This is a genomic window from Mesorhizobium sp. B2-4-17 (assembly GCF_006441275.1).
In the GTDB taxonomy this organism is placed as follows: Bacteria; Pseudomonadota; Alphaproteobacteria; order Rhizobiales; family Rhizobiaceae; genus Mesorhizobium.
This window is the reverse complement of record NZ_VFUX01000024.1, coordinates 91,956-112,024: the sequence shown is the minus strand read 5'-3', so window position 1 is coordinate 112,024 and position 20,069 is coordinate 91,956. Positions and strand designations below refer to the sequence as shown.

Here is a 20,069-nt window from a genome sequence, read left to right as displayed (position 1 = left end):
GATTAGGATTGTCTCGGTTCGGCAACTTTCAAGAGAAGCAGCAAGCAGCAAAAACGTCTCAAATGAGCGCCTTGGAAATGAATTTGGATAGGATGCCGCGGGTTTCTTTGGTCGTTCCCGCCTTCAACGCGGCTGACTATATTGGCGAGACGATCGAGAGTCTGCTCGTTCAGGATTACCCGAACTTAGAGATCACCGTGGTGGACGACGGTTCTACCGACGCCACCAGCGACATCGCCGCCACCTTCTCCGGGAAAGTGAAACTGCACCGCCAAGTCAACGCTGGTCAAAGTGCCGCCATGACGGTGGGATGGGCGATGAGCACCGGAGAGGTGCTTGGCTATGTTAGCGCGGACGACCGGCTTCGCCCTGCTGCTATCCGGCGATGCGTCGAGGAGCTAATGGCGCGTCCAGAAGTCGTTCTCGTTTACCCTGATTTTCACATTATAGATGAAAGGTCGGTCCTCCGGTCAACGCTCCGACCACCGGACTATTCACGACGCGCGCTCTTTGCCAAGCTCCATTGCTTGCCAGGCCCTGGCGCGCTCTTTCGACGCGCCGCCTACGAGAAGGCCGGTAGCTGGCGTTCCGACCTACGCCAAATTCCTGACCTGGATTTCTTCCTCCGCTTGGGATTGCAGGGAAGTTTCCATCACCTGCCGGCGGTGCTCGCCGAGTTTCGGATGCATAGTGCTTCGACGACATACAGAGCTGTCCCATTCGAAAGGGGGGAAGAGCCGCGGCGCATGGTCGATGCCTTCTTTCGGCGGCACGACCTGCCAGACGATATCCGGAGGTGGGAACGCGAAACTCGGGCTAATGCAAGTCTGCTTTCGGCAGCAATTCATGGGCGTTCGGGCCGAACAGGGATCGCCCTGCGCCGGCTTGCCGCAGCAGCGTTGCATCCGCCCACACTTGCATCACTCAAGGCGCTAAAACATACTTGGCTGATAGCTCGGAGCGCATTTACGGGGGCAGTGCCGCGGTGAGTTAGGCCGGGTCAAAAGCCAGCCGTTTCTTGTCTTTGCCAAGGTATTCACAAAGGGCTGCCACCCCGCATTGGTGGTCGGCGCGTTGACTAAGACCCGAAACGGCAATCGCGCCGACCACACCCACCCCCTGGACGTGTATGGGGAACGCTCCGCCGGCCAGGACGTAGTCTGCCGGATCGAGCCCGTATCCCGGCGGAAAGGTTCTGTCCTCACGCTGCTGCTCCAAGGCCATGCGATAACTGCTCTTTTGGAACATCCTGACGGTATTAAGCTTGCGCCGCGCCCATTCCGCGGTGGCGGCGGTTGAGCCTGGCAGAGCAGCGTGGAACAGCTGCCGGTCCCAGAGACGGATATCGACCACGATACCTTGCCTCTCTACGATCGCGCTCGCGCGGATGGCACAGCCAATCTCGAACGCACACTGTTCATCGAAGCATGCGAAAAGGAGCGTCGCTTCCTGTTCGACGACCATTTTCAAATCTTCGGTCTTCCCAGCTGTTCCTGCCTTCAAAATCTTCGCCTCCTTGCTTGCGGGCCGTTGAAAATTCACGGTCCTACAACAATCCCAGTCCGGTCGGAAATCTGTCTAGCCGTGGGCAATGGGCCAGAACGCCTGGCACGTCTGTTGAAGTAGTCCCACCACTTCAACGCTATAAAGCTTGCTGCTGCCTTTGGATAAAGCCCCAAAATTTGCCGTCGGCTGCTGTTGGCCTGTTGCAAGCTGGGCAGGATTGCTAGAAGTCGCCAACCAAGCGAGACCGTCGAGGTCGCAGAATTCCCAAGGGCAATGAGAAACCGAACATTTTTTGCGATAGTTTTCGTAGGCAGGCAAGGGTCCAGCTATCTCCAAGGGCTGATAGACTCCCATCCAGACGCGACGTGCGAAGGTGAATTGTTCTCGCCGACGGCACGCTTGCTGGCTGACGTGCTCAGGCGACGCACCATATCGTTCAGGAACTCCCGCCAGAAAGACGCCGCGACTTACCTTGAGAAAAGGCTGCACAGGAAGAACAGCGACGTCATCGGATTCAAGATGCCATATCTCTCGCTGATAGAACATCCTGATGCGAGGGACGCGTTTAAGACTTTTGGGTACAGGATTATCCGCCTTTCTCGCGAGAATCTCCTGGATCAGTACATTTCGTACAAGCTTGCGACTATCAATGGTGCCTGGAGGTCTGATCGCGGCTCAATGACCGTCAACTGCTTCACTGCGGAGCCGGCAGATGTGGAAGAAGCGTTCAAACGATGGACCGAATGGAATTTGGAGCTCTCAAGGATGGTAGAGACTCTGCCCAATCTGCATGTTACTTACGAGGAGTTGGTAGACGGGCCAGGTGTGTCTCGCTCGCTGGAGTTCCTCAATTTGCGCCAAGTTTCGCTCCATAGTCCGTTCAGGAGGCAGCGGTCCGGTACCCAATCTGAAATCATCAAGAACTATGCCCAGTTGAAGGAGCATTTTGCCCGGACAGAATGGGTAAGTCATTTCGTTGGATGAGTGCTGTTCCGAACGCTGCCTGTTATGGGATCGAGAGCGACGAGCGCGGGGTTTGGCCTCGCTACGGACCTCCGCCCCGAGCCCTCGAAGACCATTCGGCGGCCGTATGAGCGCGCGGCAATGACCGAACTCTCCGGCGTGCTTAGGAGAGCGAAGCTGCCTTCCATGTTGAGGGCCAGCGGAGCGGCGGCGGCCGGCCGAATAGCAATACTGGCAGCCGGACTAGGCAGCTCGCTTCTTCTCCCCCTCGCCTTACCGCAAGACAAGGTTGGCATCTACTTCATCGCTCAGATTCTCACAGCCGGGTTCGCAATTCTGGCGATGATGGGTCTTACGTTCACGGCGCCGGCACTGGTTTCGGCCGCCGCGGCGCGAGGCGATTTCGGACGTGCGCGTGACGCCATCATGCGGATCCAAGGAATCGTCGGCGGGTTTGGCCTCATAGTCGCGTGCGCCTTTTGGCTTGCAGACCGGTGGATTCCCTCAGGGGCAAACGTCACGGCTTGGAGCGGAGTGCTGGCAATAGTTGCGCTGCAAATTCCGTGCGCCGCACTTGGAGCAGTCCAGGTGGAATTGCTCAGAGCAATTCACTCGATCAGGAGTTCGGCGTTTCTTATGGCGTTTCCGAGCACCGCGGTTGCCCTCTTTCTAGCTTTCGCCCTAACCACTCGACTGCAACCAAGCTTGCATCAGGTGCTCCTTTGCAGTTTTGCTGGATACGCAATTGCCGCGGGGGTTGGAGCGTTCAGCATTTCCTCGTCGTGCCGGCGCTGGAGCCAAGTGGCCAAAGAGCCCATTGGCGCTGGAGCGATCATCCGCCGGACCCTGCCCAATCTGGCGACAACGTTAGTATTGTTTGGGTTGTCTCAGGTGGACATGATCCTGTTGACGCTGCTCAGCAGTCTACAGGAGATCGCGCAATACGGCATCGCCCTACGGATTTCGACAGTGCTCATAATGCCGCTGAGCATAGCCAATTCGGCCTTTGCGCCCTCAGCCGTTCACCTTTGGACACTCGACGATCGTACAGGACTCCAGAAGGCGCTGCGGCTCCTGGTCTCAGTGGCGACCCTGCTGACTTTTCTCATGTATGCCGGCCTCGCGGTGCTCGGCTACACCTTGGTCCATCTTTGGAATCCACATTATGAAAACTCTCTTTGGCTCGCCCTGATCCTGGGCGCCGGTCAACTAGGGCATGTTCTCGGCGGTTCATCGGGCATTTTGCTGATGGTTCTGGGCGACGAAAAAGTCGCCTTCCGTATCACTCTCGTCACAGGTGTAGCGACAGTTGCTCTATGTAGCGTCGGCATTTTGGTCGGAGGACCTTATTTGCTCGCCGCCGCAGCGGCCGCGTGCAACGTGCTTCAGGTCTTCTTCTTCGCGAGGCGGGTTCGGGAAAGATTCAAGGTAGACGCTACATTCAAGTCGCTCTTTCGTAAAAAAGTCCCAACATCAGAGGTCTAGCCAGACAGTTTCTGACGTGATGTTTGCGTCAACGTTCTGAGCATCGGACGGCAAGGCGTCCTTTCGGGCTCCGACTCCGATAATACCAATGCTCTTTTATCTGCTCCTTCGTTGGTCTTGGGCCTGATTTGCTTGAGGATCGGCAGAGGCCTGGCGGCGGGCCGGGGCGCTACGCCAAACCTGCTCACCCACAGTGCCGCAACGATCATCCAGCCGATATTGATTTGTGCGCGGCGGGCCGAGCTTGCGGCCCGCCGCCGATCCGGCGCAGGATCCGCAGTCCCCGCGCCTAGCGCTCCTCGTCCGGTTGCTTTGGCCGCTGAGTGGTCACGCTGCCGTCCTCATCGGCGGAAGTCCCGGGAGCAGCTTGGCCAGGGTGATCGGAAAATCCCGGACTCGTATCCCGGTGGCGTTGAATACCGCGTTGCTGACCGCCGCTCCCGTGCCGCAGACTCCAAGTTCCCCAACGCCCTTGATGCCGAGATGGTTGGCGTGTTCGTCATAGTCGTCGAGCAGCACCGTCTCGATGGCCGGAATATCGGCGTGCACCGGCATCAGATATTCGGCGAGATCGCCGTTCACCCAATTGCCGTGGCGCCGATCAACATGGGCGGCCTCGTGCAGTGCCGAGCCGACGCCCCAGATCATGCCGCCCATCAACTGCGAGCGCGCCGTCTTGGCGTTGATAATGCGGCCCGCCGCGAACACGCCGGTCATGCGCCGCAAACGGATTTCGCCGGTTGCGACATCGACAAGGACTTCCGCGAACGCCGCGCCATAGGTGTTCTGGGAATAATTCTTGAAGTTCGGATCGTCGGCTTGGCCAATAGTTTGTCCTGTGGCTTCAAGGCCTTGTGGAAACCAGCGGCCGACATCGGCGAGGATGTCGTTGGGAACGGCCCCCGGACCAGCAGCTTCGGCGATCTTGTTCCTGATCTCTTGGCAGGCCCGGTCGACCGCGATCGACAGGTTGGACGCTCCCCAGGAGCCGCCGGCGCCGGCGCTCGGCGGAAAATCCGAATGCGCCAGTTGTGCCGTCACCAGATTCACGCCGATCCCCAACGCTTCCGCCGCGATTTGGCAGGCGATGGTGTACGTGCCGGTGCCGATGTCGGGCGTGTCGGAGCGCACGATCACACGGCCGTCCGGCTCGATGCGGACGATGGCGCCCGTCGGCCCCTGAAAATGCATTCGGATTCCCGCCGCCATGCCGTAGCCGACCAGATGATTTCCCTCGCGACGGCTACCTGGCGTCTTCGGCCGCTGGTCCCAGCCGAAGCGCTTGGCACCTTCGCGAAGGCAGTCCGCGAGCCGCCGTCCGTTCAGCGGCACGCCCAGCTCAGGATCGGTCGCGGTGTCGTTCTTGAGCCGCAATTCCACGGGATCGATATCGAGCGCATAGGCCAGCTCGTCCATTGCGGTTTCGAAGGCCAGCAGGCCCGGCAGTTCGCCGGGGCCGCGCACCGCTTCAGCCGCTTTGAGATCGAGATTGGTGATCGAGTGCCGAGTCAGGCGGTTCGGCGCGGCATAGAGCGAGCGCGCCACTGTCGCGGCCTGCTCGATCCACGGTTCCCCTTCAGTCGCCTGAAGATTGACGTCGTGTCCGAGGCCGGTGAGTTGGCCGTCCGGTGTCGCCGCCAGGCGCACGCGGTGGATCATTTCTGGCCGATGCCCGGTGAGGGTGAAGACCTGCCGGCGCGTTAAGGCGACCTTGACCGGGTGGGCCAGCGCGCGCGCGGCCAGCGCCGCGAGAACGGCCTCGGCGTGGAGATAAAGCTTGGAGCCGAACCCACCGCCGACAAAGGCCGCGTCGACGGTCACCTGATCGGCCGTCAATCCCAGCGTTTCGGCAAGGGCGATGCGATTTTGCGCGACGGTCTGCGTCGCCAGATAGACGGTGAGATGGTTGTCGCGCCAGTCGGCGAGACAGGCATGCGGCTCCATCGGCTGCGAGAAGTGGTATGGCGTCGTGTAGGTCTGGTCGACGGTCACCGGTCCGGCCGACATCGCTGCCTCCAGGTCACCGAAGCGCGTCTCGCCCGGAAGGCCGATGCTGAGGGTCGCTTGCGGTTCTGCCCGATCGGCGTGAGTGGCAAGATCGAAGGCGCCGTCTTCATGCGTATAGGTCACTTTCACAAGATCCGCGGCGGCGCGAGCTTGTTCGAAGGTGTCCGCGACGACAAACGCCACCGGCTCGCCAAAATACGCGATCCGGTCGCTGGTCAGCTGCGGATGCGGCCGGTCGAAGATCGTCGGCTTGTTGACGAACGCCCCCTGTTTGGGAACGTTTCGATGGGTCAGCACCAGGCGCACGCCAAGTGCCATTTCGGCTTCCGCGGTGTCGATGTGGGTGATCTTGCCCTTTCCGATCGCCGCGCCGCGGATGAAACCGTAGAACGGTTGGCCCGGGTCCTGCCGCTCGTAGGAATACACAGCGCGCCCGGTGACTTTTAGCGGGCCGTCGATGCGGTTGATGCCGGGGCCGATCATCTGGAAGCTCCTTCGCGTGCGTGTTCGAGAGTAGCCGAGAGTGTCCGTCGGACGAGCGGCAGCTTGTAGGCGTTCTGTCCGGTTGGCCTGGCGCCGGCGAGCACAATGTCGGCGATCGAGTCGGCGTCGGCGACGGTCCGCTCGGCCTGTTCGACGCGCCAAGGCTTGTGTGCGAGACCGCCGAAGGCAAGCCGGTCGACGGTGAGGTGGCCCTCCTCGACCTTGGCAATCAACGCCACCGAGACCGTGGCGAACGCGTATGACGCGCGTTCACGGACCTTGCGATAAAGCTGCACGCCACCGCGTGGTTTCGGCAGCGTCACCGCGGTGATCAACTCGCCCGGCTCCAGTACGGTCTCGATATGCGGCGTATTGCCCGGCAGGCGATGGAAGTCGGCAATCGGAATGCTGCGCGTTGCCCCTCCTGGCGCCGCAGTTTCCACGGCCGCGTCCAGCACCCGCATGGCGACAGCCATGTCTGAAGGATGCGTCGCGATGCAAGCTTCGCTGGCGCCGAGAATAGCGTGATTGGCGTTGAGCCCCCCGATCGCGGCGCAGCCCATGCCCGGCGAGCGTTTGTTGCATGGCATATCGGTGTCGTAGAAAAAGGGGCACCGTGTTCGTTGCAGCAAATTGCCGGCAGTTGTCGCCTTGTTGCGGAGCTGCCCGGAGGCGCCGGAGACAATCGCCCTGGACAGCACGCCGTAATCCCCGCGGATCCGAGGATCGGCAGCAAGATCGGTGTTGCGGACAAGCGCGCCGATGCGCAGGCCGCCCTGGTCGGTTGGCTCAATCCGATCGAGGCCGATGTTGTTGACGTCGACAAGATGCGTGGGCGTTTCGATCTGGAGCTTCATCAGATCCAGCAGATTGGTGCCGCCGGCAATGAATTTTGAGCCAGGAGTACGCGCCGCCGCGGCCGCGGCCTCGGCCGCGCTGGCCGGGCGTTCGTAGGTGAAGGCTTTCATGGCCGTCCTCCTGCAACCGTGTGGATCGCTTCGATGATGTTGGGATATGCGGCGCAGCGGCAAATGTTGCCGCTCATGCGTTCACGGATTTCCGTTTCGTTCAGCACGACTGGTGCAGTGAGATCGGCCGTGACATGGCTTGGAATGCTGGCTGCGGCTTCGTTCAGCATTGCCACCGCCGAACAGATCTGCCCCGGCGTGCAGTAGCCGCACTGAAAGCCGTCGTGATCGACGAAGGCGGCCTGCATCGGATGCATCCGATCGGGCGTGCCCAGTCCCTCGACGGTCGTGATCGCGTCGCCCTCATGCATGACGGCGAGGGTGAGGCAGCTGTTGATACGCTGCCCATTGACCAGGACGGTACAGGCGCCGCACTGGCCCTGGTCGCAACCCTTCTTGCTCCCCGTAAGATGCAAGTGTTCGCGCAGGGCGTCGAGCAGCGTCGTGCGGGGATCAAGCTCGAGCGCGTGAATTTCGCCGTTGACCCGAAGCTCCACCGAGTATCGCTTGGATGTGCCGCTTTGGTTACCCGCAATGTGGGTCGGTGAATTGTCCGCAGCCGCCGAACTCGGCTGTTTGCGACCGCGTGTCCGCATATGAACTGAAGCCATGCATCGTCCTCCGTTCAGGACGGTCAGACCGCAGCACCTGCTTCATTCACCAGGATCTGCGGAGACCGCGCTTTGCCCAGGTAGCCCGTTGCAAAAGCTACGATACGTAGCGTACACTTGTCAACCACGATACGTAGCGTACACTTATCAAGCCGATTCGGGGGTTTGGGCGGGATCAGAGGCGCGAGTCTGCTGCTTGCTTTGGCCAGACGGACCGCATGGGAAGCGACGATGCAAAGGAATGTTCGATTGGAAACGGCGAAGGTCGCGCATCCGCGCCAGCGCGGCGCGGATGCGACGGCGGCGATTCTGCGCGCCGCGCTGGACCTGGGCGAAGAGGTAGGATTCGACGCCCTGACGATTGAAGGCATCGCGGAAAGGACTGGCGTAGCCAAGACGACCATCTACCGCCGATGGCCGAATGTCTCGGCAATCGTGATGGATGCGTTTCTCACCGAAGTGACAAAGGCGGCGCCAATCCAGGAGAAGGCGACTGCGCGCGCGAGCTTTGCGGCGTCCATGAAACTGCTGGCACGGGCTTACCGCGGTAAGCAGGGCAGGATCATGCGGCCGCTGCTGGGCCGTGCGCAAACCGATGAAAGGCTGCTGGATGCCGTAAAGATGCGTTGGGTCGAGCCGCGGCGGCGGATTGCCCGCGAGATCGTTCGGCGCGGCATGGCGAACGGTGAACTGAGACCCGGATTGGATCCGGATGTCGTGCTCGATGCTCTATATGGCCCGATCTATCACCGGCTGCTCGTTCCACACGCCAACTCCGACATCTCCGACGCCTACATCGAGGCGGTCGTTGAGACCGTATTTGGTGGTCTGACGGCACGCTGAGCCGGCCACCCCGGTGGGGCGGCATCGCGCCTTGCCTGTCCGCGGTTGTTGTGTCGGCGTCGCGGCTAAGGATCTTGCGGGCGCCATCAAATCGCAAGGAGAACTCACATGAAGGAAATGCCCGCATCCCATGCCTACCGACTGCTCGAACCTGGCCCCATCGTCCTGGTCACGACCGCTCTAAATGGCAAACCGAACGTGATGACGATGGGCTTCCACATGATGGTCCAACACGCGCCGCCGCTGATTGGATGCGTCATCGGACCCTGGGACCATAGCTACGGAGCCTTGCGCGAAACCCGCGAATGCGTGATTGCGATCCCCACGGTCGATCTTGCCCGTACGGTCGTGGACATAGGCAACTGCTCGGGCAAGGAGGTCGACAAATTCGAGAAATTCGGGCTGTCACGCCTTCCCGCCCGGGACGTGGGGGCGCCTCTTATCGGCGAATGTCTCGCCAATATCGAGTGTCGAATTGCCGACGACAGCATGGTCGAGACCTACAACTTGTTCCTTCTCGAGGCTGTCAGGATCTGGATCGATCCCGACCGGGAGGAGCGGCGGACACTACACCACAGGGGAGATGGGTCCTTCACCGCAGACGGCGAGGTCGTCGACCTGCGCGAGCGGATGGTAAAATGGCGGGATCTTCCTGCCTGACCACCAGAAGCCTTCGCGCCTCTGCTCGCCGTTGCCGCTCGTCGATTGCGCCTTGCGAGCTCGGAGCGCGGTTCGTCTACGCGATGGTCTCGCCCTCAAACAAGATATCCCGGCGCACGGTCGAAGGCAGCGGCCGTCCGTCGCGGTCGACTTCCGAAATGGCGCCGTAGTGGCGTCCGCCGCGACGCCTACTGCTCCGTGAAGGCGCGGGCGAATGAATCGAGCATCGGCCGCGCGAGATATTCGAAGAAGGTCCGGTCACCGGTGTTGATGAAGGCCTCGACCGGTGTTCCAGGATAGAGCTGCTCGGCCCTCACGCCGGGCGGCAGGGCGTCGGCAATCTTCAGCTTGGCACGAAAATAGGGTTCGTGCGTTGCCTCGTCGATCAGCCGGTCCGCGGAAATCTGCGTCACTGTGGCTGAAACCTCGGGCGTCAGGCGCGAGTTCAAGGCGGACAATCTGAGCTTCGCCGGCTGGCCGACGCGAACCAGGTCGACGTCTCGCGGTCGCAGCCGCGCGTCGACGATCAGGCCCGATGCGGTGGGCAGGATCTCCATGATTTTCTCGCCGGGGGCGATCACGCTGCCCTTCGAGTTGTAGGTCGACGATACCACGATCCCGGCGGTCGGCGCCTTGATCGTCGTACGCTCGAGCACCGCCTCGGCCGTCCGCGTCTGTTCCCCGATATCGGCGAGCTTGGTGCGAAGCTCATCCAGCTTGGTCAACGCGTCCTCGACCCGCTGCGTCGTCAGGCGTTCGGTCTGGTCCTGGGCTTCGACGATCTGCGTCTTGGCCGAGGCGAGGTCCGCCTCCAGCGCCCCGGCCTGGCCGACGAGGTCGGCCTCGCTGCGCAGAAGCTGCGAATATTCGGTGCGGTTGGTGAGGCCCCTGTCGAGGAGGTTCGTCTTGATTTCGAGTTCTTTCTTAACCACGCCGGCCTGCTGCTGGATGGCCTGTTGCTGGGCGTTCAATCCCTGCAGCGACTCGCGATGCATGGCGACCCGTTGCGCGAGAATCGATTGCTCCGACCGGAACCGGGCGAGCCTGGCGGCGAACTCTTTCTGCTGCTCCCCGACCAGGGCTTCGAAGTCGTGCTGGAACGGCGTCGGCGCCGCCTCGGTGATCGGCGCCAGCCTGTCCAGTCCGTCGCGCTCGGCCTCCAGCCGCGCCGCGCTTGCCCTGAGGGCGATCGACTGCCGCGTCAGCCGGTTGAGCTCGGCCTGCGCGGCTGTCTTGTCGAGCAGGACCAGATCCTGGCCCTGCCGCACGCGGTCGCCTTCATGGGCCAGCAGCTTGTCCACGATGCCGCCCTCGGGATGCTGGATGAGGATGTTTCCGCCTGTCGCCGAGATCGTGCCCTGCGTGATCACCGCGCCGGACAAGGGCGCGGTCGCCGCCCAATAGCCGAAGCAGCCGACCAGCAGCGCTATCGCCGCATAGCCGGTGAGCGCGACGCGCCGGAAGTTGGTGCGTGGCTGGCCTTCCCAGGCAAGGCTTTGCGTGGTCATCGTCTACGATCCGAAGCGGGCGTTATGCGTGCGGATCATCGTGGCGAACGAGCCTGTCACCGCCGTGTTCGCCGGCGCGGGAGAGCCCTTGGCGGCGACCGGTGGCTTAAGCACGTCGCTGTGCGGGCCGAAGGCCTCGATCACGCCGCCGCGCAGCAGCATCACGCGGTCGCAGGCCATGGCGATCGAAGGCCGGTGCGTGATCACGATGGTCGTGACGCCGGCCTCGCGCGCGGCCGCGAGCATCACCTGGAGGGCGGCTTCGCCCGTGCCGTCGAGATGGGCGCTGGGCTCGTCCAGCAAAAGCAGCCGCGGATTGCCGTAAAGCGCGCGCGCCAGGCCGATGCGCTGGCGCTCGCCGCCCGATAGCGTCCGGTCCGGCGGACCGATCCTGGTCTGATAGCTGTCCGGCTGCGCTAGGATCATCTCGTGGGCCTCGGCGCGCTTGGCTGCCTCGACGATCGAGACGTCGTCCGCGTCAGGCTCGAAGCGGGCGACATTGTCCGCGATCGATCCGGGGAAGAGATCCACCTCCTGCGCGAGATAGCCGATATGCCTTCCGAGCTGGTTTTCGTCCCATGTCCTGAGGTCGGCGCCGTCGATCCTGACGAAGCCGCTGGTCGGCTGCGCGGCGCCGACGAGCAACCGCGCCAGCGTCGATTTGCCGGCGCCGCTCGGGCCCACGATGGCCACCGCTTCGCCGGCGCCAATGCGGAAGTTCAGCCGCTTGATGATGGGCGCGGCGCCCGGCCGGGCATTCGGCGCGACGAAGATCAGGTCCTCCACCGAAATCGCGCCCGACGGGTCCGGCAAGGTCAGCTTGCGGGTCTGTGCCGGATGCTCGACAAGCGCTTTTTCCAGGCGCTGCCACGCTCGCCTGGCGTCGACGATCTGCCGCCACGACCCGATCAACTGGTCGAGCGGCTGCAATGCGCGCGCCGACACCAGCGAGGACGCGAAGATCATGCCTGCGGTCATCTTGCCTCCCAGCACCAGCCATGCGCCGGCGCCCAGTATCGCAAGCTGCAGCATCATGCGCAGCGCCCGAGAAATTCCGCTGAAGATCGCATTGGCACTCGAACAGCGGTCGTGCAGGGTGAGCGCTTCCCCGACATGCCGTCCCCACACCCCTGCGGCGTTCTTAACCATGCCCATGGCGCGCAGCGTTTCGGCATTGCGAGTGAAGGCCTGCTCCGACTGGCTGGCCAGAGCCGAGCGTTCCGTGGACAGGGCATCGTTGCGGCCAATGGCGAGCTGGTTTGCGATGACCAGCACGAAGAGCACCACCGCTCCGGCGAGCGTCAGCCAGAACAGGACCGGATGGATGAGGTAGATGAGAGCGAGGAAGAGGGGAGCGAAGGGCAGGTCGAACAGCACCGCCACGCCACGTGACCTGATGAAGGAGCAGACCGAGGCGAGGTCGCGCAGCGGCGACAGGCTTGCGCCTGCATATCCAGCGCTGAGCGAGGCGGCGAACGTCCTTGCCCCCAGCCTCCTGTCGACGGTGGCCGCGACGCGCTGCGTGTAGATGGCGCGGACCGCGTCCAGGAAGCCGAGGAAGGTAAGCGCCAGGACCGCGATGGCCGACAGATAGATGAGCGTCTCAACGCTGGAGGAGGGCAGGACGCGATCATAGACTTGCAGCAGGTAGAGCGGGGTGACCAGGAGCAGGATGTTGATGAGCAGCGAGAAGAGCCCGACATCGGCGACGACGCGACGGAAAACAGGCCGCAAACCCGACTGTCCAGTCATTCCCGCACTCCCTGTCGAACCCACGGCATGGGGCTGGTCACACGCTTCAGGCCGAATGCTCGCCCGCCATGCCCAAATGGTGTGTGCTGGTCGCCGTGTGGCTGGCCAATTCGAGAGCGTGGCTTGTCGTGTCGTTCAGCGTGTAGGCGCGGATGTAGTCGATCTTCATCTCGGCCGGCGTGGCGAGATGATCCGGCGGTGTGCCGGCGGCGCCGCCGATCGCGAGATTGGCCAGCATGTACATGGGGCTGTGCATGTCGGCCGGCGTGGCTGCCTTGGCGACTTCCATGCCGTCATACGTCCAGACAAGCTCATCGGGAGTCCAAAGCACGCCATAGGTGTGGAAGCCTCCCGTATCCATCACGTTCACCGTGGACGAAACCTCCGTGTGCTGGCCCGTGGCATTCGAATGCGCCGTCATATAGAGCGTGTTCGGATCCTGGCCGCGCGCTTCCACGGCATCCAGCTCCGGAGGCCACGAGCCGTTTTCGGGAAGAAGCCAGAAGGCTGGCCAGGCCCCGGCCGTATGGGGCAACTCGGCCCGCATTTCGAAATAGCCATAAGTCTGGGAGAAGGATTCATGCGTCGTCAGCAGTCCGGATGTGTATCCGTAGTTGTTGATGAGGGGCTTGATGTCGGCGGGCGCCTGCGCCGCGGTGATGGTGAGAACTCCGCCCTGCACGCTGAACGGATGCACCGAGCTGGTCGGGGCGTAATTGGTGTTGATATACCATTGCAGCTCGCTGTTGGCGGTCAGGGTGCTTCCATTCGGTTGGCCCCACCAGAAATTGGAATTCCAGGTGCCGCTATGGCCGTTCCAGAGGCTGAGCGAGTTGAAGTCGTCATTGAAGGATAGCGTCATGCCGGACTTGTCGATCGGCAGTTCGAACTGGCTGGGCTGCAGCTTGTCGATGGTCGTGTTCTTGAACTCGAGGATCTCGCCGGATCCGAGGTTCAGCACAACATTCGGCCCCGCCTGGATCATTTTGGAGTGGATGGCATCGAACGAAGTGAAACCGTAGCCATCGAGGCGGACGGTATCGTTCGCGGCGAAATTGACGATCAGATCACTTCCATTGCCCTTCGAGACGATAAAAGTGTCGCCGCCGCCACCACCATCGATCAGGACATCGTTCCCCCGGCCGCCGTCCAGCGTCTGGCCGCCGGCCGTGGCGGTGATGATGTTGTCCAGCGCATTGCCGAACGCAAAATTGTGGGGGTTGGTGACGACGAGGTTCTCGACATTATCCGGCAGCGTGTAGCTCATCCATGTGTTGATGGTGTCGATGCCCTGCCCGGGGTGCTCGACCACCTTGTTGATCGCCGAATAGAGATAATAGATGTCATCGCCCGCACCGCCGTACATGGTGACATTGACGCCGCCGGCGCCCCAGATGGAGTCGTTGCCGGCGGTGCCATACAATACCGGCCCAGACCCGGCCGCCGAAAACCAATGGTTGGAAGCGCCGCTATAGGGGAGAGGGACGCCTAGCGCGTTGACGACGAAGCTCATGGGACAATCCTTCCTCGTGGTGCTTGGCCGCCCCGCCGCTCGATGAAAAGTTCAAGCGACCGCTTCAAGCAAACCTATAACTCACCTTATCGTTCCAACGAACAAGTAAACAGTACAGGTAAAAAATATCTTATCTTTCGGTCGGGGCTCCGTATGAATGGAATAGGCGATATCTAACGCAATTATGACGTTAGACTCGTCAATTTTACTCAATTTTACCTAATATTGTTGGTTTCTCCAAGGAAACTATACAGCCATCCGTAGATGGACGCACTTGTTGCAGCCGGGTCTTTTGATCTAAGCGGAAGGGTCGAAATCGGCTGGGTTGCCGCAGCGCCGCTCACCTGGAAGGCGGACGTCGGCTCGAGAAGTCCGCATTGTCGTTCAACTCTTCCGTATCTGCCAAGCGAGGTAAGCAGTCGCCGCGCCCACGCTGATCAGCTCTATCCCCAACAGCAGCCCAATCAGCCACATGGCCGTCAGGGGAATCCTGATCCACACTATCAGGGAAAGAAGAATCCCAATCAGTCCACTCCCCAGGACCCAACCCCAGTTGGGAAAGGGACGGATGGTGAGGGCGAAAACCACCTTCGAGATGCCCTCGATCATGAAGAAGACGATCAGCAGCAAGGTGATGGTCAGCAGGCCGTTTCCAGGATGGCGCAGAAAAAGCAGACCAATCATCACGGCAAGGATGACGGAGATGAGTTGCAACCAGAAATGAGGCACGTGGCCCGCGCCGACCAGGCTTATGCCTTGCAGGGCGCCGCTGATGATCAGCAGCCACCCGAGCAGGACCACCACGGCCACCGACGAGATCATAGGAAAGATCACGGCTAGAATTCCGGCCGTGACCAGCAGCACGCCCTCTACCAGATACCAAAGCGAGTACCGCTTGACGGTCTGCCGCATGGCCTCGCGAAAGATCTCCGCGGCGGCATCCAACGAGTTCGACTCGGCCCGCCTCCAAAAACCGTCTGTATCCACGATAGCTTCAAGCCGGTCCGCATGCGCCTTTGCAATTTTCAGGAGAGTTGCCGCCGTTTCCTGGGCTGTCCATCCGCGCGCTTGTGACGCTGCGACCAGTTCCTCGAAGGCGGGCTCCAACGCGACCTCACAGTTGACTTCCCGACCGGGGCTGTTCTCTCGCAGGATTGGCAGTTCAACCTTCGGGGACATGCAAAGGAAGTGGATCGCGGACGAAAGGTTCCGGGGCGCCTCGATAGTTGATCGGATTCTGAAAGGGGCCGGCTTATTGGCCAGCGTGGCGTCGCCCGCGGTGATCGAGCGCGGTCCTCCGCGCCTGAAATGGGTGTTCCGTTTTACGGTGCCCGCCTCGAACTCCCGGAGGTTTTTCCAACTTTCTGCCTCGCACCTCAGTCCGCTGACGTTCGGCGGTGCTTCCTCAGCCTCGTGATCGCGGACTTGTCGACGGTGACCACGCCGCCGCAGTCGATCCGCACGGTGAGCTTATTGGCTTCGCGATCAATACGGATGACGTCCCCAACAAGCACAACCTTGTCTCCGGCGCGGGTCTTGGGCGGCGGGTCGATCGCATAAGGATGGCCATACGATGGAATGCCGGCTATGGCGCGTCCGCTGGGGAGAATGCTTATGACGGTACTCGTCAGCGCGACTTCGTCACCGATCTCGTATTCCTCAGGCGTGTTGTATGGGAGCATGGTCTTCCTCCCGATGCTTTTCCCAATAATGTCGGCAAATTGAGTTGGTTGCCTGAAATCGCCTTTGTACGGTTCCGCACAGACGGGTCTTCGAAGCACTGGCTTGGCAGCGTCAATGGACAGGTGCAGCGCCTTGCCGGCCCTTGCGCACGCGTTCGCATGGAAACGGCGGACTGGGTCCGCCATCGGATTCAGTCAATGGAGTTGCGCAGGAATCGCTATGCGATCCTCTCCGCTGCAACGACAAGCACGCGTCATCTGCGCGTTTAGCTGCCAACGCTGCTCCGGTCAGTCGTCGGGCTCGAATGTCTTTGCGACGTCGTCGATCTTACGCCAGTCATTGCCGTGGCGCCGCAAAACATCCCGAGCTTGCTTGGGTGACAGGTTCGTCGTGGCGGTAAGGTGCTTAACCTCGGCGTCCTCGCCTTTCAGGGGTCGGGTGCGAGGTTGCGCATTGTCGTCAGGTGGCGGTGGCGCTTCCACCGATCGGTCTTTTTTTCGCAACGTAGACACTCCTTTAGCCCAATTAATCGGCGAACAAGGAAAAGGTTGCGGATGACGATCCGGCCCAGATCTCCCGACGTGACCCGAGACATCCGCAAAACACCTGCCGCGCCAAAAGAAGGCAACTCGGCAGATCCGGCCCGGACGCGCTGACCGGGACCGGGTCGTGATAAGTGTCGCGGAAGCCGCCGAGTTTCTGCCGCGAAACTGGCCCGCACGCACCGGCCTCAGGAACGCAAGGCTAGTGAGACCCTTCGCCGCCAGCGTCCGCCAACCCCTCCGTGAAGCTGACCTTGGTCCCCTGCTGGACCATGGAGCCGAGGTCTTCCGCATCCCAGTTGGTCAGCCGGATGCAGCCGTGCGAGAAGGTTGTGCCGATCTTGCCCGGTTCGGGCGTGCCGTGAATACCATAGCTTTCGATGGAGAGGTCGATCCAGATCGATCCCACGGGATTGTTCGGCCCGGCAGCGATGGTGAACGGGCGCCTGGTCTTGACACCCTTGAAAGCAAAATGCGGATCATAATGGTAGGTGGGGTTGTGAACCACGCGTTTGACTTCCGCCATGCCGCTTGGTGCAGGTTTCTCCTCGCTCCCGATCGAGGCAGGGTAGACCGCGAGCCATTTGCCCGAAGGATCGAGCACGCGCACCAGACGAGCGCCTTTGTCGACCTCGACGTTCGCGACAGCGGCGGGAGGGCCGTCCCGGCCAACATCCGGCACCACCAACATTGTGCCGGCCTTCCTGAAGCCGATGCCCGGATTGAGCCTTCTGAGCAATTGTTCGCTGATGTGAAAGCGCTCCGCCAGCTTCTCCACCGCGTTGCGATAGCCGAGCCTCGGTAGACGGGCCATCTTCTCCATACGGCTCGGAATGCGCTTGGTGAAGGGCCCGCGCACGTCCTTGCGCGTCACCTCATAGGTTACCAGCACAGGATTGGTGGAGGTTGCCATGAGCTTGTCCCAGGTCTCCTGAGTGAGCTTGCCATCCGACGGGAGTCCGCTCGCCGTTTGAAAGGCCCCGACTGCCTTGACGAAGTTTTCTGAAATGCGGCCGTCGATCAGGCCCGGCGAGAAGCGGGCCCGGTCCAGAAGGATTTGCGCCTTCAGCACGGCCGGATCAACGTCTTTTGGCTCGCCGGCGGCGAACTGGGCTTGATTGACGGTGGTCATGTCCAGCTTCGCCGCCCGCGCCACGCTACAGGCGAGGGCGAACGCAGCGAAGACGACAAGAAGGAGCCGGATCATCGATGTCACTCTTGGACCGCAACAGGAACCTGCTTCTATGACGCGGGTGCGGGCCCTCTGGTTCCCCTCGCGCGCAACTTCGTCGTCGGAGCTCCCCGGATGGGATTTTCTGCGCCAGCTAGCCGGCCGCCTGTTCTCCGTCGGAGATGGCGATGCCGACGGCGCCGCGAACGCCCGCCGCAGGCTTGCCGACTGGCCCACCCGATGAAGCTCCGGCCGGGGAACAAGCGGAACCCGCCCGCCCCACCGGTTGTTAGAAGCCGTGTGCGCGCGACGAGCCATGACGAACTCGATGCCGGCAAGGATAGTTTGGCCGAGGTCCGCAAGGCCATCTGGCGCTCGCCGAAGCTGTCGCGAGACAGCGCCAGGTGATCCCGTCCATAGGGACGGAACTCGATGATGCTCATGCGCGATAGCGCGGCCGATATCGGCGGCAGGTGAGGAAAGATGCCAGGCTGGGTCCGTGAAGGCTGGGTTCTGCTGAGCGAGAGCGTCAGCGGCTTCGTCAACGACAAGGCGCTGAGCCATGGCGCAGCGATGGCCTTTTACGCCGCCACCTCGCTGGCGCCGATCCTGCTCATCGTGGTGGCGATCGCCGGTCTGGTGTTTGGCCACGATGCCGCCCAGCTCGCGCTGTCGGCCCAGATATCGGGCGTGATGGGAGCACAGACTGCCGACCTCCTGCGGGCGACGATCGAAACAGCGTCGCACAAATCTTCCGGCACGCTGGCCACTATCCTCGGGCTGGTGACGCTCTTCGTCACCGCATCAGGCGTCTTCGGCGAAATGCAGCTCTCACTGAACGAGATCTGGAAGGTCGAGCCCAAGGGCGTCTCGCTTTCGCGGCTGGTGCGGGCACGGGCGGCAAGCCTCGGCCTTGTCGCTGCCCTTGGCTTCATGCTCCTGGTCTCACTGGCGGCGAGCACGGCGGTCTCGGCGCTTGGCGAGTTCATCAACGCACGCCTGCCGTTCGGCGCGCTGATCATCAGCGCCATCAACACCGTCGTTTCCTTTGTCCTGATCGCCCTGCTGTTTGCGGCAATCTACAAGGTGCTGCCGGACAGAACGCTCAAATGGCGTGACGTTGCCATCGGCTCGGTCGTCACCACGCTCCTGTTCACCGTCGGCAAGTCGCTAATCGGCTGGTACATCGGCACAAGCGCCATAGCCACGTCATACGGAGCAGCCGGCGCGCTGCTGGTCGTGCTGCTCTGGGTCTATTATTCGGCGCAGATCTTCCTGTTCGGCGCCGAGATAACGCGGGCCTACTCGGTCAGGCGCGGAAGCCGGCCGGACCTCGCGCCGGTGGTCGCTGCTGACTCCGGCAGGGACCTCGCGCGGCGCGGCCGCGGCGCGTCTGAAACCGAAGTCGTGGCGTGGATGGTCTTGAGTAGCCTCATCACCGCGCTGGTCTCGCAATTCTGGCGGGGGAGGCGCAGCTGAGAGCGGCTGCAAGGCACCGCCAAGTGCCGGCGCGTGACTGCCGTCGAAGCGTTGGATGACGATTTCCATGTAGGCCTTCGAGACCGGAAATGCCTGCGTTTGCCGTGGCCCGCCACGGTGCACGATCCCGAGGGCAATTCCAAATGCCTTCATACCCGTCGCTTCAGGGCCGGCACGGATGTTGCATCGAGCAAACTTGCCAGATGGCGGCGCTAGGCGCGGCCATCTGGATCGTTGACAAGGGTGGCGGGCCGCCTCCCGCAGGGTGGTCAGGCGACCTTGAGATCCTTGAGCGCCTTCTCGAAGGCATCTTTGACCGGTCTGGAAACGTCGGTTGCCGCCTTGGTGGTGAGCGCCTGGAATTCCTTGGCTTGCTCGACACCCATTTCGACGCGTTTACGCAGGAAGGCAGTCTGCAACTCAAAAATTTCCGACAGCGACTTGGCACGGACCAGAGTCTCGAGGTGCGAGAAGTCAGCTTCGGCATTGACACGCAGTGCGGCAATCATCTTCAGCGACAGCTCGCTGCCGGCCGATTTCGCGGTTTCGGCGGTCGACTCGAGCGCCTTCTGGGCGTCTTCAGTGCCCGACTGGAATTTGGCGAGAGCTTCTTTCGATTGCTCGACGCCCTTTTCGGCGACCGCGCGGAGCTGATCAGTAGCCTTGCCGGGATCGAATGACGGAGCTTCGACGGTTTCGGCGGTCTTGTCGGCGGTCTTGGACATTTTTCTTATCCTCTTGGTTGGCGATGGTTGTCTTGCCGCCCGGACATATTGAGGCAGATATGTGACAGTCTTGTGTGCGATGCAGCATTTTTGTTGCGGCGCATTATTTTCGACCGCTGCAAGGCCTGGTTCGCGCGGGAGAGGGCGATTTGAACGGGCATTACCTGTCA

Annotated in this window: 17 protein-coding genes; 6 read left to right on the top strand and 11 right to left on the bottom strand. The window is 61.9% G+C overall.

The features are described from left to right. A partial coding sequence (locus FJ548_RS19805) for a glycosyltransferase (RefSeq protein WP_140613149.1) occupies positions 1-989 on the top strand: 989 nt, incomplete at its 5' end. 1 nt (position 990) lies between these two features. On the opposite strand, the gene FJ548_RS19800 is transcribed toward FJ548_RS19805, so the two are convergent. Continuing rightward, positions 991-1,464, bottom strand: coding sequence for a heme-degrading domain-containing protein (locus tag FJ548_RS19800; RefSeq protein ID WP_140778764.1), 474 nt, complete (start codon positions 1,462-1,464; stop codon positions 991-993). A gap of 441 nt (positions 1,465-1,905) precedes the next feature. Between FJ548_RS19800 and FJ548_RS19795 the strand changes: the two genes are divergently transcribed. Further along, a complete protein-coding gene (locus FJ548_RS19795) occupies positions 1,906-2,490 on the top strand; it encodes a hypothetical protein (RefSeq protein WP_140761548.1) in 585 nt (194 codons plus the stop codon). Between the two features lie 120 nt (positions 2,491-2,610). Beyond that, entirely contained in the window at positions 2,611-3,954 is a 1,344-nt protein-coding gene (locus tag FJ548_RS19790; protein ID WP_140778757.1) for a hypothetical protein, read from the top strand. A 327-nt stretch (positions 3,955-4,281) separates the two neighbouring features. Here the strand turns inward: FJ548_RS19790 and FJ548_RS19785 are convergent, their stop codons facing one another. Genes FJ548_RS19785 through paoA form a run of 3 tightly spaced genes read right to left on the bottom strand, consistent with a single transcriptional unit; the run spans position 4,282 to position 8,023 of the window. Continuing rightward, positions 4,282-6,444: a xanthine dehydrogenase family protein molybdopterin-binding subunit gene (locus tag FJ548_RS19785; RefSeq protein WP_140778756.1), complete on the bottom strand. Its 2,163-nt coding sequence runs from the start codon at positions 6,442-6,444 to the stop codon at positions 4,282-4,284. Next, positions 6,441-7,412 (bottom strand): xanthine dehydrogenase family protein subunit M, encoded by a 972-nt coding sequence (locus FJ548_RS19780; RefSeq protein ID WP_140613155.1) that lies wholly within the window; start codon positions 7,410-7,412, stop codon positions 6,441-6,443. Before FJ548_RS19780 ends, FJ548_RS19785 begins: the two co-directional genes overlap by 4 nt. Beyond that, a complete protein-coding gene (gene paoA / locus FJ548_RS19775) occupies positions 7,409-8,023 on the bottom strand; it encodes an aldehyde dehydrogenase iron-sulfur subunit PaoA (protein ID WP_140613144.1) in 615 nt (204 codons plus the stop codon). The genes FJ548_RS19780 and paoA overlap by 4 nt, the downstream gene beginning before the upstream one ends. Before the next feature lie 249 nt (positions 8,024-8,272). Between paoA and FJ548_RS19770 the strand changes: the two genes are divergently transcribed. Both FJ548_RS19770 and FJ548_RS19765 read left to right on the top strand, forming a co-directional pair. Further along, the gene (locus FJ548_RS19770) at positions 8,273-8,866 is read left to right on the top strand and encodes a TetR/AcrR family transcriptional regulator (protein ID WP_210240573.1); all 594 of its coding nucleotides are present in this window, start codon (positions 8,273-8,275) and stop codon (positions 8,864-8,866) included. Positions 8,867-8,974: 108 nt separating this feature from the next. Next, positions 8,975-9,526 carry a flavin reductase family protein gene (locus FJ548_RS19765; protein WP_140778755.1) on the top strand — a complete coding sequence of 184 codons (552 nt, stop codon included), beginning with the start codon at positions 8,975-8,977 and terminating at the stop codon, positions 9,524-9,526. A 188-nt stretch (positions 9,527-9,714) separates the two neighbouring features. Here FJ548_RS19765 and FJ548_RS19760 read toward each other — a convergent pair whose 3' ends face one another. The 6 genes from FJ548_RS19760 to FJ548_RS19730 all read right to left on the bottom strand — a co-directional run bounded on the left by FJ548_RS19760 (position 9,715) and on the right by FJ548_RS19730 (position 17,731). Next, positions 9,715-11,034 (bottom strand): HlyD family type I secretion periplasmic adaptor subunit, encoded by a 1,320-nt coding sequence (locus FJ548_RS19760; protein WP_140778754.1) that lies wholly within the window; start codon positions 11,032-11,034, stop codon positions 9,715-9,717. A 3-nt stretch (positions 11,035-11,037) separates the two neighbouring features. Beyond that, the gene (locus tag FJ548_RS19755) at positions 11,038-12,786 is read right to left on the bottom strand and encodes a type I secretion system permease/ATPase (RefSeq protein ID WP_140778753.1); all 1,749 of its coding nucleotides are present in this window, start codon (positions 12,784-12,786) and stop codon (positions 11,038-11,040) included. A 46-nt stretch (positions 12,787-12,832) separates the two neighbouring features. Beyond that, a complete protein-coding gene (locus FJ548_RS19750; protein ID WP_140778752.1) occupies positions 12,833-14,299 on the bottom strand; it encodes a family 16 glycosylhydrolase in 1,467 nt (488 codons plus the stop codon). A 384-nt stretch (positions 14,300-14,683) separates the two neighbouring features. Further along, positions 14,684-15,478: an HdeD family acid-resistance protein gene (locus FJ548_RS19745; protein ID WP_246678718.1), complete on the bottom strand. Its 795-nt coding sequence runs from the start codon at positions 15,476-15,478 to the stop codon at positions 14,684-14,686. A 197-nt stretch (positions 15,479-15,675) separates the two neighbouring features. Next, positions 15,676-15,981 carry a preprotein translocase subunit YajC gene (locus FJ548_RS19740; RefSeq protein ID WP_140693204.1) on the bottom strand — a complete coding sequence of 102 codons (306 nt, stop codon included), beginning with the start codon at positions 15,979-15,981 and terminating at the stop codon, positions 15,676-15,678. Between the two features lie 745 nt (positions 15,982-16,726). Next, a complete protein-coding gene (locus FJ548_RS19730) occupies positions 16,727-17,731 on the bottom strand; it encodes a L,D-transpeptidase (RefSeq protein WP_140778751.1) in 1,005 nt (334 codons plus the stop codon). 447 nt (positions 17,732-18,178) lie between these two features. On the opposite strand from FJ548_RS19730, the gene FJ548_RS19725 reads away from it, so the two are divergent. Then, positions 18,179-19,174, top strand: a complete 996-nt coding sequence (locus FJ548_RS19725) for a YihY/virulence factor BrkB family protein (RefSeq protein WP_140613136.1) — start codon at positions 18,179-18,181, stop codon at positions 19,172-19,174. Between the two features lie 269 nt (positions 19,175-19,443). Here FJ548_RS19725 and FJ548_RS19720 read toward each other — a convergent pair whose 3' ends face one another. Further along, a complete protein-coding gene (locus tag FJ548_RS19720) occupies positions 19,444-19,899 on the bottom strand; it encodes a phasin (RefSeq protein WP_140613153.1) in 456 nt (151 codons plus the stop codon). Between the last annotated feature and the right edge of the window lie 170 nt (positions 19,900-20,069).